13 protein-coding genes are annotated in these 12,604 nt (G+C 61.7%); 3 read left to right on the forward strand and 10 right to left on the reverse strand.

Translation table 11 applies throughout. The features are described 5' to 3' along the window. The first annotated feature begins 5 nt into the window (after window positions 1-5). Window positions 6-554 (forward strand): adenine phosphoribosyltransferase, encoded by a 549-nt coding sequence (locus tag BHD08_RS10370; protein WP_125022024.1) that lies wholly within the window; start codon window positions 6-8, stop codon window positions 552-554. 54 nt (window positions 555-608) lie between these two features. Further along, window positions 609-1,217, forward strand: coding sequence for an SCO family protein (locus BHD08_RS10375; protein WP_125022026.1), 609 nt, complete (start codon window positions 609-611; stop codon window positions 1,215-1,217). Between the two features lie 27 nt (window positions 1,218-1,244). On the opposite strand, the gene BHD08_RS10380 is transcribed toward BHD08_RS10375, so the two are convergent. The 8 genes from BHD08_RS10380 to pdxB form a co-directional block, all read right to left on the reverse strand. Beyond that, entirely contained in the window at window positions 1,245-1,946 is a 702-nt protein-coding gene (locus BHD08_RS10380) for a transporter substrate-binding domain-containing protein (protein ID WP_125022027.1), read from the reverse strand. Window positions 1,947-1,953: 7 nt separating this feature from the next. Next, window positions 1,954-2,727 (reverse strand): ABC transporter permease, encoded by a 774-nt coding sequence (locus BHD08_RS10385; RefSeq protein WP_015277321.1) that lies wholly within the window; start codon window positions 2,725-2,727, stop codon window positions 1,954-1,956. Beyond that, window positions 2,724-3,470, reverse strand: coding sequence for an ABC transporter ATP-binding protein (locus BHD08_RS10390; RefSeq protein WP_125022029.1), 747 nt, complete (start codon window positions 3,468-3,470; stop codon window positions 2,724-2,726). Before BHD08_RS10390 ends, BHD08_RS10385 begins: the two co-directional genes overlap by 4 nt. A 99-nt stretch (window positions 3,471-3,569) precedes the next feature. Continuing rightward, complete coding sequence (locus BHD08_RS10395; protein WP_015277323.1) at window positions 3,570-4,559, reverse strand: ABC transporter substrate-binding protein; 990 nt, start codon at window positions 4,557-4,559, stop codon at window positions 3,570-3,572. Window positions 4,560-4,703: 144 nt separating this feature from the next. Further along, entirely contained in the window at window positions 4,704-5,303 is a 600-nt protein-coding gene (recR, locus tag BHD08_RS10400; RefSeq protein WP_015277324.1) for a recombination mediator RecR, read from the reverse strand. Between the two features lie 101 nt (window positions 5,304-5,404). Then, window positions 5,405-5,731, reverse strand: coding sequence for a YbaB/EbfC family nucleoid-associated protein (locus BHD08_RS10405; RefSeq protein ID WP_003294866.1), 327 nt, complete (start codon window positions 5,729-5,731; stop codon window positions 5,405-5,407). 19 nt (window positions 5,732-5,750) lie between these two features. Beyond that, window positions 5,751-7,772: a DNA polymerase III subunit gamma/tau gene (gene dnaX / locus BHD08_RS10410; RefSeq protein WP_125022031.1), complete on the reverse strand. Its 2,022-nt coding sequence runs from the start codon at window positions 7,770-7,772 to the stop codon at window positions 5,751-5,753. Between the two features lie 86 nt (window positions 7,773-7,858). Further along, the gene (gene pdxB, locus BHD08_RS10415; protein ID WP_125022033.1) at window positions 7,859-9,004 is read right to left on the reverse strand and encodes a 4-phosphoerythronate dehydrogenase PdxB; all 1,146 of its coding nucleotides are present in this window, start codon (window positions 9,002-9,004) and stop codon (window positions 7,859-7,861) included. A 121-nt stretch (window positions 9,005-9,125) separates the two neighbouring features. Here pdxB and BHD08_RS10420 point away from each other — a divergent pair, with 121 nt between their 5' ends. Next, window positions 9,126-10,520 carry an MATE family efflux transporter gene (locus BHD08_RS10420; RefSeq protein WP_125022035.1) on the forward strand — a complete coding sequence of 465 codons (1,395 nt, stop codon included), beginning with the start codon at window positions 9,126-9,128 and terminating at the stop codon, window positions 10,518-10,520. 21 nt (window positions 10,521-10,541) lie between these two features. Here BHD08_RS10420 and BHD08_RS10425 read toward each other — a convergent pair whose 3' ends face one another. Then, complete coding sequence (locus tag BHD08_RS10425; RefSeq protein ID WP_125022037.1) at window positions 10,542-11,642, reverse strand: cyclic nucleotide-binding domain-containing protein; 1,101 nt, start codon at window positions 11,640-11,642, stop codon at window positions 10,542-10,544. A gap of 18 nt (window positions 11,643-11,660) precedes the next feature. Then, entirely contained in the window at window positions 11,661-12,602 is a 942-nt protein-coding gene (locus BHD08_RS10430) for a 1-aminocyclopropane-1-carboxylate deaminase/D-cysteine desulfhydrase (RefSeq protein ID WP_125022039.1), read from the reverse strand. Between the last annotated feature and the right edge of the window lie 2 nt (window positions 12,603-12,604).

The raw sequence follows: 12,604 nt of genomic DNA on the forward strand, positions 1-12,604 counted from the left end.
GTCCGATGATCTTCGATGAGTTCAGCATCAAGACCTTGATACGCCCGGTGCCGGATTTCCCCCGTCCAGGCGTGGTATTCCGTGACATAACACCGCTGTTCCAATCACCGAAAGCGCTGCGCATGGTGGCCGACAGCTTTATTCAGCGCTACGTTGAAGCCGATTTCACGCATATCGGCGCCCTTGACGCCCGCGGCTTTCTGGTTGGCTCGATTCTCGCGTACGAACTGAACAAGCCACTGGTCCTCTTCCGCAAGCAGGGCAAGCTGCCGGCGGATGTGCTGTCCCAGGCGTATTGCACCGAATACGGAGAGGCTCATCTCGAGATTCATGCCGACAGCCTGTGCGAGGGTGATTCGGTGCTGCTGTTCGATGACCTGATCGCCACGGGCGGCACTCTCATCGCCGCTGCGCAACTGGTCCGACGCATGCGCGCGCACATACACGAAGCGGCTGCGATCATCGACCTGCCAGAACTGGGCGGGTCGCAAAAGCTCCAGGATATGGGCATTCCCACCTTTACCCTGACCGCCTTTGCCTTGAGCGACCGCTAGCGACGAGCTCCGCCCGATCCGGCTTTACTCGACGCGATCTGAAGGAAATATCTCGTGTTTACGATGCTTCAGCGCAGCCTGCTCATCCTTGCTCTGGCTTGCGTCTCGCCCTCCTTCGCATCCGATCGCGACACACTGCTGGATCAGGCAAACCTCCTGCTACTGCCACGCGAACGCGCCATACCCGAATTTGAGCTGGTCGATCAGGATGGCCAGCCATTCACCAGCACAGCACTCCAGGAGCGCTGGCACATTCTGTTTTTCGGCTTTACGGCGTGCCCTGACATCTGCCCCACTACCTTGAGCGACATGCGCCGGCTGCTAAGCCAGCTGCCCGCCGACACCCGCGAGCGGGTGCAGCTGGTATTGATCAGTGCCGATCCAGCGCGCGATACACCGCAACAATTGAAGACCTACTTGAGCTACTACCGTGCAGGCTTCGTTGGCGTGACCGGAGACATGGACCAGTTGCAAAAGCTGTCCAAAGCCCTGGGGCTCCCCTTCGTTCCAGCCAGCGAAACTGAGGGCGATTACAGTGTCAGCCATAGCGGCAACCTGGCTTTGGTGGCACCGAATGGCAGTTTGCGCGGGCACATTCGCGCGCCATTGAAGCTGGATGGGTTGCGCGAGATGTTGCCGCAGGTACTGGACAAAGAGCGCTGATTTACCGTCGAAGCCGTTCCGCAAAAATCAGTGGCAGTCCAACGTATCGGCCAGTACATAGGCCTGGAACGCCACCTCGTCGACCCATTGCCGGGTCAGCTCAGCCAGTTGCCCGCCCGCTTCCCACTGTGTCAGCAACGTATTGATCTGCTGCTGCAGGTTTGAGTCATCCGTAGCCAGGCTTAAATGCCGTTTGGCATCGGTAAGCGTTGGCAACAGATGTCTGTAGCGCTGCCACTCTGGCAAGGTGGCGATCTCTTTCAACAACTCATCGTCATCGACTACCGCACGGCATTCGCCGAGCTTGAGACCAATGAGCGCATGCGCTGTGCTCGGGTATTCATGTGGGCGTGCAGCGAAGCGAGTACGCAAAATCTCGCTATGTGGGCTATCTCGGCTGACACAGACCAGCTGTCCCTGTAGATCGGACCAGGCACCAAGACCGCCTTCCGTGGCACTGAGCGCGGCGGGCGCAGCGCGATAGTAGATGGCAGCCTCGGCGGGGTCACCCTCGACCACGCGCACATCGGCGTGTTGCGCCGAGGCTACAGGCGAAGCAGGACGTCCAAGCCCCCCAGCCACCCGCTCTAGCAACGCCAGCTCGAAGCTCTCCGTTTCGCTGCTGGAGAGTGTCCGGTACTGGGGCAATTGAACCCGCAGCGGCTCTGCGAGCAGCGCCGTCGGGCCGAGCAAGGCCAGACAAAGAGCGACGCACAAAAACCTGGACACAGGGGCCTCAGACGTACTGGTAACGCAACATGCGTTGCTTGAACTTCTCCAGTACCACCTGATCGATCAGCGTGGCGAGGATGGCGATGACCAGAATGTTCATCATCACACCCACCATGTCGGCAATTTCGCCCGAATAGGCGAGCGAGCGGCCGAGCCCCTGACCGAAACCGATCAGCATTTCCGCGGAGATCAACGCCCGCCAGGCATTGCCGAACGCCAATTGCGCACCCGTGATCAGTTCGGGCATCACGGCTGGCAGGTAGACACGACGCAGCAACTGCCAGCGCGACGCTCCCATTACCCGCGCGGCGGACACATGCACCGGTTGCACGCTCTCCGTGGCATTCATCACCGAAAGCGCCATCGGGAAGAAGGCGGCAAGGGCTACAACGACGATGATCGGCAGGTTGCCGAAGCCCATCACGATCAGGAACAGCGGCACCCAGGCGATCGACGGAATCGACTGCAGGATGACGATGGCCGAACGCAGAATCTCGCGGAAGAAAAACAGCACACCTCCGACCAGACCGAAACCAATGCCAAACAACAGGGCGAAGCTGTAGCCACTACCAAGCCGGCTCATGCTGCCATAAAGCCCTTCGCGGAACTCAGGCTGCTGGACGGTGGTAACCAGGCGCTCGAAGACGGTTGGAATGCCAGGCATCAGAAAGGCCGGCAGACTCCAGGCTGCAGCCTGCCAAATCAGCAGGATGAACAGGATGGCCAGAACGACGGCAAGGTACTTCTTGGGCCCAGTAAGGCGACGTGCCTGGCTCATGGGTGCGTTACCTCCGTCTTGATGCCCAGCAGGCTGAGAATTTCCTTACGCTCGGCAGCGAAATCCGACAGGTCGTGGCTCTTTTCACAATGCGTGAAGTTGAAGGTTTTCAGCACGCGCGTTGGCCGTGCACTGAACACCAGCACGTGATCGGCCAGGTAAAGCGCTTCGTCGACATCGTGGGTAACCAAAAGCACGGTTGGCTGATGCTCCTCGATCAGCTCGCGCAACACGTCCTGCAATGCCATACGGGTCAAGGCATCGAGTGCACCGAACGGCTCATCCAGCAGCAGCACCTCTGGCTTGGCGATGAAGGCGCGAGCCAAAGCCGTGCGCTGACGCATGCCGCCAGATACCTGATGCGGGTAGTAATGCTCGAATCCATTCAACCCAACGCGCTCTAGCCAGCTCTGGGCCTGCTCGAACGCGTTGCTCTTGGCGACACCTTGCAGTTCGAGCGCCATGGCGACATTGCCCTGCAGGCTCAGCCAGGGATACAGCGCGTGCTCCTGAAAGACCAGGGTGCGTCGCGGACTCGGTTCGCTGATCGGCTTGCCGTCGGCAAGCACGCGTCCGGCGCTGGGCTTCTCCAGCCCCGCCACCAGGTGCAGCAGGGTCGATTTACCGCAGCCGGAGGGCCCGACCAGGGCAACCAGCTCGCCCTGGGCGAATTCGCCGCTGAAGCCCTTGATGACTTCGAGCTGCCCGAAGCGCTTGTCTACATCTTCAAACCTGAGCTGCATAAAAATCCGCAAATCCAGAAACGAAATTGCCCGGCAATGCGGGCGGGGTAAACGGCCCGGCAAAAAGCCGGGCCCTGGTGATACCGAACCGCAAACCGCTTAGAGTTCGCGCGCTTCCTGCCAGGTCAGATCGAGGATCGCACTGGTGTCGAACGACTTGCCATCACGGGTCTTCAGCGAGCCCTGCTCCTGCAGGATGTCAGCCAGCTCCTGGATACGCGCGAGGTCATTCGCGTCAAGCTTCGCGCTGAAGGTCTGGGTGCCGATTGCTTCTTCGATTACAACTTCACGCGGCAGCTCGCCACGCTTGAGCGTCTTCAGGGTCGGCTCAGCTATGAAGTAGCTGGCAATCAGCTTGGCCGCTTCGGCTGGCTGCTTGTCGAGCATCTCGATAGCTTCGCGCTGGGCGTCCAGCGATTTCCAGACAGCGTCCTTGCGCTTGGCCAGGGTTTCGCCGGAAGTGATCACCACCATGCAAGGGAATGGCCAGACCTCCCCGATCTCATAGACCTGACGGACCGGTGCCACCAGTTGCGCGATACGGTCATAAGGCTCGAACAGGAAAGCCGCATCGACACGGCCGGATACAAGCGATTGCACCGCCACCGCAGGACTGACACCCATGATGTTGACATCGCTCGGCTTGAGGCCGGCGCTCTTCAAGGTCACACCGCGCAGAACCGCGTCGGCCGTGCTGCCTTCGCGCTGGGAAGCAAGGGTGCGGTCCTTCAGGCCCGCGACATCCTGAATATTCGTGTCTTCCCTTACCAGAATCGAGTGATAACCCTGCTGCGCGCCGCCTACCACCTTCAGGTCCGCACCCTTGGACGCCCAGGCCACCGCATTGGTAAAGCCCAACACACCGGTATCCAGCTGCCCGCCAACAATGGCCTTGATCAGATCGGTGCCGGAGCTGAACTCGATCAGCTCGACGTTCAGGCCGTGCTTCTCGTACAGCCCGGCCTCATGCGCAACCATCGCCTGAGCATCATCCATCACTCGGATGTAGCCAACCTTGAACTTCTCTTGCGCCTGGGCGAACGCGCTCAGGAGCACAAGAGCAGGAACCAGCCAAAGCTTTGCTTTCATTCTAACCTCGATCGGATAGCCAATGCATATAACCAGATCGAAGGCTTATATTCGATCTGGTTATTTAACTTTTGTGGCTTAGAACTTTACCCGATCCAAACAAGAAACGGCACTACCGAGGAGGCATAAGGTCAGCGCCTGAGGTTATAGACTGATCGGCTTGCGCCCTGCCAGTGCATGGGCCAGCGTGCCACCGTCGACCAGGTCCAGCTCACCGCCCAGGGGCACGCCGTGGGCGATTCGGCTGATGGTCAGGCCTTTTGGAATCAGCATCTGGGCGATGTAGTGCGCCGTGGCTTCGCCTTCGACCGTTGGGTTGGTGGCCAGGATCACCTCTGTGAACGCCCCCTCGCCAACGCGTAAAAGCAGTTCGGGAATACCGATGGCCTCCGGGCCCAGGCCATCGAGCGGTGACAGGTGTCCCTTGAGCACGAAATAACGCCCCCGAAAACCGGTCTGCTCGACGGCAAACACGTCGACCGGGCTCTGCACGACACACAACAGCGAGTCGTCACGCCGTGGATCGGCGCACTGCGGACACAGGTCGTCCTCGGTCAGCGTACGGCATTGTCGGCAGTAGCCAACGCCTTCCATCGCCTTTGCCAACGCCTGCGCAAGGCGCAGGCCGCCGCTGCGATCACGCTCCAGCAGCTGCAGGGCCATGCGCTGCGCAGTTTTCTGGCCGACGCCGGGAAGAATGCGCAAGGCGTCGATGAGTTGACGAATCAAAGGACTGAAGCTCATGGCTATCTCGAAGCGGGTGCTGAAAAACGCAAGAAGCTGCCACGCCTGACATCGAATGCTCCGATATCGGCGTTAGGCAGCTTCCGAGGTGTTCGTATGAACTAGAACGGCATCTTGAAGCCTGGCGGCAGCTGCATGCCGGCGGTCATGCCCGCCATTTTGTCCTGACTGTTCTGCTCGATCTTGCGTACGGCGTCGTTCACTGCAGCGGCGATCAGATCCTCCAGGATCTCCTTGTCTTCCTGCATCAGGCTGTCATCGAGACTGACACGTTTGACGTCATGGCGGCCATTCATCACGACACTGACCAGACCAGCGCCCGACTGGCCGGTGACCTCGGCGTTCGCCAGCTCTTCCTGCATCTTCTGCATTTTTTCCTGCATCTGCTGCGCCTGCTTCATCAGGCCGGCCATGCCACCTTTCATCATGGGTATCACCTCAATTCGATCAGGGTTCTGAGTGTTCTACGGGTTCAATGGTGCCTTCGCGGATCACCGCCGCAAACTGCTGCATAAGTTGCTGGACCAGAGGGTCCGAGTGAATCGATTGTTCCGCAGCGCGCTGTCGCTCGGCACGCCGGCGGTTGGCAGCCTGGGCGGGCGTTTCCTGCTCCGGCTTCTGCAGCACAATGTCCAACTGCAGCGTGCGTCCATGGTACTGATTCAACGCATCGTTCAACCGCCGCTGCTGGGTGGGATTGAACAGCGCACTCTGCGCCGGATCGAGGTGCATCAGCCAGCGATCACCTTCAACCGCAATCAACGTGCAGTTGGCGGCAATGCTACCGGTGAGACCGGATAATCCAAGTTTGAGATAAAGCTCTAGCCACTCGGCAGCGAGGCCAGTGGCCGGTTCTACCGCCGGCAGCGGCTCGGCAGGCTCGGGCTCGTCGCTGGCACTGCTCAACTCGTCCAGATAGGCCTCGGCCTGATTCTCGACCTCGAAGTAGTCCTCGTCGGTCAGTGGCGGCTCATCATCGTCCGGTTCTTCGATCTGCACGACGGAGGCTACGTGATCGGCAGCCGCATCCAATGGTGCAGGCTCTGGTAAAACGGCAGCAGCTTCGACCGCTACCGGTGGCACATCAGGCGGCTCGTTCCAGGGTACGTCGATCACGGGCGGCGCCTGCTCTTCCACCGCAGGCGGCGCTTTCACTTCAGCCGCAATCGGGGGTTCGGAGGCGGCTGGTGCAGATGGTTCGGCAATACTGACCGGCGCGATCGGGGCTGGCGTCGGAGCCACAACAGCGGAAGCGGCCGGGGCCGGGGCCGGGGCCGGCGACACGCCGAGCGGAACCATGTCGGCCACCGCTGCGGGCTTGGAATCAGCTGTGGCCGGGCTGACTCCCAAGGTCTTTAGCGGTGTTCGCGGCGCGTCATCACTGCCGGCCGGACGAAACGCCAGCATCCGCAGCAGTACCATTTCGAAGCCGCTGCGCGGGTCCGGCGCCAATGGCAGATCGCGCCGCCCGATCAACCCCATCTGGTAATAGAACTGCACGTCTTCGGCCGGCAGCGCCTGGGCCAACGCCAGCACGCGATCACGATCGCCCTGGCCATTGTCCACGGCTTCCGGCAAGGCCTGGGCGATGGCGACGCGGTGCAGGACATTGAGAATTTCGGCCAGTACGCCAGCCCAGTCAGGCCCCTGCTCGGCAAGATGACGCACCGCTTCGAGCAACGCCCTGGCATCGCCTTCGAGCAATGCCTGCAACACGCCGTAGACCTGGCCGTGATCGAGGGTACCGAGCATCGCCCGCACATCGGCAGCCAGCACCTTGCCTTCCCCGAAGGCGATCGCCTGGTCGGTCAGGCTCATTGCATCGCGCATCGAACCATCTGCAGCGCGGCCCAGCAGCCAGAGTGCGTCGTCTTCGAAAGGAACGTTCTCGACACTCAGCACGTGGGTGAGATGCTCGACCACGCGCTCCGGTGGCATGTTCTTCAGCGAGAACTGCAGGCAGCGGGAAAGGATGGTGACCGGCAGCTTCTGCGGGTCGGTGGTCGCCAGCAGGAACTTGACGTGGGGCGGCGGCTCCTCAAGCGTCTTGAGCAGTGCGTTGAATGAATGCGACGAGAGCATGTGCACTTCGTCGATCAGGTAGACCTTATAACGCCCACGGCTCGGCGCGTATTGCACGTTGTCCAGCAGCTCGCGGGTGTCTTCGACCTTGGTCCGGCTCGCGGCGTCGACCTCGATCAGATCGACGAAGCGGCCTTCATCGATTTCCCGGCATACCGAGCACTGACCGCAAGGCGTCGAGCTGACACCGGTCTCGCAGTTCAGACACTTGGCGATGATCCGCGCGATGGTGGTCTTGCCAACGCCGCGCGTACCGGTAAACAGGTAGGCATGATGCAGGCGTTGGTTATCCAGCGCATTGATCAGGGCCTTGAGCACATGCGTCTGGCCGACCATTTCGCGGAACGAGCGCGGACGCCATTTACGTGCAAGAACCTGATAACTCATAACACCATCGCGGGGACAAGGCAGAGGACGGGTAATGCTAGCGGAGCAGGATGGAAATTGCATCCGAGCCGCGTTCTATCTGCCGGTTAGTCCAGCAATCGGGCACCGAGCGCCGCAGCCACCGCCTCAAGCGCCGGGTTTCTACCAACGATACGCACCGCGAGCCCATCGATCTCGCGTCGCGACGGATACTGCTTGCGCAGCAGATCGAACGCTGCGCGGCGCTGCGCTTCATCGCCCATCAGGCTGCGGCGAAAATCTGCATCATCGCGGCGCGGGTCATAGACCGCCCGGCATAGCGTCGCCAGCATATCGACCGGCTCCGCGGAGGACGCAAAGGTCAGTTCGGTCAGTGGCGCACCGGGCATCAAATGCGCCAGCTCGACCACAGGCTCCAGCCCCCGCGCCATGCACAGCGCCGTATAGATCTGCGCTGTACCGCGCAGCTTACCGTCCAGGCTGTATCCGGCGATGTGTGGCGTGGCGATCCGGCATAACCCGGCAAGCGCCACATCCACCTGCGGCTCACCCTCCCAGACATCCAGCACTGCTTCGATGTCCGGACGCTGCTGCAGCAGATCGCGCAGCGCAGCGTTACTCACCACGGCACCGCGGCTGGCATTGATCAGCCAGGCTCCCGGGCGCAGCCTGGACAGCCGCTGCTGATCGAGAAGGTGAAAGGTCGGCCAGGCGCCATCCATGCTCAGCGGGGTATGCAGACTGATCACATCGCATTCGGCAAGCACTTCGTCCAGCGACACGAAGCCGCCCGTCTCACGGACTTCTCGCGGCGGATCACAGACGCGCACATCCCAGCCGAGCCCCCGAAGCACCTCCACCAGTCGCCCGCCGACTTCACCGGCACCGACGACACCAAAGCGGCGTTGCCCCAACGCTTCACCACGCACCTCTGCCAACGTGAGCAGGCTGCCGAGCACATAATCGACCACACCGCGCGCGTTGCACCCCGGCGCACTGGCCCAGTCGATGCCTGCCCGTTCGAAGTAATCGAGATCCAGATGATCCGTACCGATGGTGCAGGTGCCAACGAAGCGCACCGCGGTGCCTTCCAGCAAATCTCGATCGACTCGTGTCACCGAGCGCACCAGCAGCACATCGACATTTTCCAGTGCCGCGCGATTGATGCTGCGGCCGGGCATACGCCGGATCTCACCCAGCCCGGCAAAGAACTCATCGACCAGGGGAATGTTTTCATCGGCGAGGATATGCATGACACGGCTCCGGTGAGGGGAAGCACATTCTAGACGGCTTGCCACTGCTTTGCCGCCTTCCTGAGTGAACGTGCGCGGCGTAGACTAGCGCGCTTCTTGTATACAACCGGAACGTTTCCTGATGCCCACTGAGCTCAGACTCAGACGGGTCCGCCTTGAATTGCGCACCCTCTTCGCTCTCGCCCTGCCCATGATGATCGCCCAGCTGGCCAGTACCGCCATGGGCTTTGTCGACACCGTGATGGCCGGGCGCGTCAGCCCGCACGATCTGGCTGCGGTCGCCCTGGGCAATTCGATCTGGGTGCCGGTGTATCTGCTGCTGAGCGGTATCACCCTGGCGACGACGCCGAACGTGGCGCAGCGTTACGGCGCCGGAGCCCATGGCGAAATCGGCCCGCTTGTCCGCCAGGCGCTGTGGATGGGCGCAGGAATCGGCCTGACCAGCGCGCTGCTGATGTGGAACGCGGAGCCGGTGCTGCACCTGATGCGTGTCGAGCCGGCGCTGATCGAGCCGACCATGGCCTATCTGCGCGCCGTCGCCTGCGGCTTCCCGGCCGTGGCGCTCTACCAGGTCCTGCGCTGCTTCAGCGACGGGCTGGGACATCCGCGGCCGAGCATGGTAATTGGCATCCTCGGCCTGCTGCTGAACATCCCGCTGAACTACGTGTTCATCTATGGCAAGTTCGGCATACCGGCGATGGGCGGCGTTGGCTGTGGTGTGTCCACCGCGCTGGTGATGCTGTTCATGTTGATAGCGATGAGCGTCTGGGTGAAACGAGCACCGGCTTATCAGCGCAGCCAGCTGTTCTCCCACTTCGAATGGCCGCGCTGGCCGATGCTTCGGCATCTGCTGTCAGTCGGCGTACCGATTGGCGTCGCGGTGTTCGCCGAAGCCAGCATCTTTTCCGTGATTGCGCTGCTGATCGGCGCACTCGGCGCAACGGTCGTCGCCGGCCACCAGATCGCACTGAACTTTACCTCCCTGATATTCATGATTCCGCTGTCACTGGGCATGGCCGTGACCGTACGCATCGGCCAGGAACTGGGCCGCAGTGCACCGAGAGATGCCCGTTTCGTCGCCGGCGTGGGGATCGCCGCGGCGCTGATCTACGCCTGTTTCTCAGCAAGCGTGATGTTGTTGTTCAGCGAGCAGATCGCCCGGATCTATACACCGGACCCGGCGGTCATCGCAGTTGCGGCAAGCCTGTTTTTCTATGCTGCGCTCTTTCAGTTCTCCGATGTCGTGCAGGTCACAGCGGCTGGCGCGCTGCGCGGCTATCAGGACACGCGCATGACCATGATCTACACGCTCTTCGCCTATTGGGGCATCGGGCTGCCGGTGGGCTATCTGCTCGGCCTGACCGATCACCTCGGCACTGCCACAGGACCAGCGGGCTTATGGCAGGGGTTGATCGCCGGACTGAGCTGCGCAGCGCTGCTGCTCAGCGTGCGCCTGGCTCGCAGCGCACGTCGCGAGATTCGCCGCCAAACTGCGCTTCGCAGGGCGACGGTCTAGGTGAAGGGTAAATACTGCGGCCTAGACACTGCGTTCGATCCTGCCGTCAGAGCGGGCAAGGTAGCCAGAACCGCACTCCCAAAGCAGTGCACCCCGCTCTTCCGCGCTGAGCGCGTCGAGCCCGCCGCGCAATGCATAGGCGGTAAAGCCGAGCTGGGTTAGCAGAAATACGGCGTTGGCACTGCCCTTACCGCTTTCGCAATAGCACAGATAGGGACGCTGCGGGTTCAACAGGCGGGTTTTCAACCGTAGCAAGTGCAGCGGCATGTGCAACGCTTGCATGGCATGACCCTGCTCGTAGTCGTCAAGCAACCGAACGTCCAGCCACTGAGCACCACAGCCGAGCAGATCGGCCACGTCATCCAGATCGACTTCGCTTACCACCGGTGCTTTGAGCAATTCGAGAAAGTCCGCCCGCGCAAGCCGCAGCACGGACCCATCCTCGATCATGGCTACGCTGGCGTTACGGGGGCGTTCCTCAAGTAGTGCCTCCTCGCCAAAACAGGCTCCGGCCTCGAGTTCCGCCAGCAGTTGCTTTCCGCCACCGACAGCCTTGAGCACCTGCGCGCGACCACTCTTGAGGAAATAGCAGCAATCACCCACCTCACCCTCATGGATCAGGGTTCGGCCAGCCGGTGCATCGATCTCCACAAGACGGCCCAGCATGCTGCGTATGTTGGCTGGTGGCACCTGAGCGAACAGCGGATTTTCCAGCAGTCGCTCGAGCCATTCGCCGTCTTCGCCATCCATCGACAGCTGCAGCAAGACATCCTGAAGGGCCTGACGCCAGGACAGCAGCCGCTCCAGCTCTGCGCCGTCCACAGTCAGCAACTGGCAGTCCTCCAGAGCGCGAACTTCAACCAGCTGAGCCAAGGCGATACTGTGCAGGGCAGCTGGCGAGCCGGCCACGACACGTGTCTGCTGCCCGTCGCGGTCGTTCAACAGAAGACTGCCGGACATCAGATAATGACGAGCCGAGGATGCACTTTCAGGCCGCAGAACCTGGCCAGCCCCGAGCGCTAGCGGCGCGATCCGTGCGCGGAGCTCCCACAGCTGGCGCGGCGAAAGGCCATCGAGCGGGACAAGATTGCGCAGCTGGTCGGGGTGCAGCGGCTTGTTCATCCAAGAAAATCCAATCGTCTATCCGTCAATCAGCTTCTGCAGCTGGCTCTCCGCAGCACGGCGCCCTTGCAGACCACCGGTGTGGACGAAGACCAACCGCGTACCGGCAGGAACATAACCGCGCTCGACATAAAGGCGCAATGCCATCATGGTCTTAGCAGTGTATATCGGATCGAGCGGCACGCCACCGTCACGTTCAGTCGCCAGGATGAACCGGGCCAGCTCCTGGTCGAACCGTCCGAACCCACCACGACTGGCGTCCAGCAACTCATAACCGTCATCGGCTACGCCGGCCTGCTCAAGCAGCCCCGCCACACCCGCACTCACCGAATGCGAAGGCGGGCCGGCCAGCGCGCCGAACACTCGATGTCGGCCGGCCTCGCCAATGACCAGGCCAGCCAGTGTGGTTCCGGTACCGGCGGCCAGCCAGATAGCGTCGTAGTCGTCCCAACCGACCGACCCAAGCGCCGCCTGCAAAGCTGGAACCAGCGCGGCGCAGCCCAGAGCGCCGAGCAAGCCGCCGCCACCTTCCGGTATCGGGTAGAAATCCGGGTAGCGCGCTTGCCACGATTCCCAGAACGTCGGCAGGTGGCGCTCCCGGTAACCGCCGTAACCAAGCCAGTGCAATTCCATCCCCCAGGCACGTAGATCGGCCACCGTCGGCGTTTGCTGTTCGTGTCCGCGCAGCAGGCCGACGGTAGCCAGACCGAAGCGACGCCCCGCTGCTGCCACTGCATGCAGATGATTGGAATGCGCACCGCCGAGGCTGATCAGCCCCTCAGCGCCAGCACGACGGGCCGCGTCCAGATGCTTTATCAGCTTGAACCACTTGTTGCCGGATAGCTCGAAGTCCACCAGATCCAGGCGTAGTACCGCGACTTCGACCCTGCTGCGCTGCAACCAGTCAAGCGATAGTGGCTGCAGGATCAGCGGGTTAGCGAAGGGATGGGATGAAGGCAAAC

This window comes from Pseudomonas sp. SCT (assembly GCF_003864275.1).
Lineage (GTDB): Bacteria > Pseudomonadota > Gammaproteobacteria > Pseudomonadales > Pseudomonadaceae > Stutzerimonas > Stutzerimonas stutzeri_AE.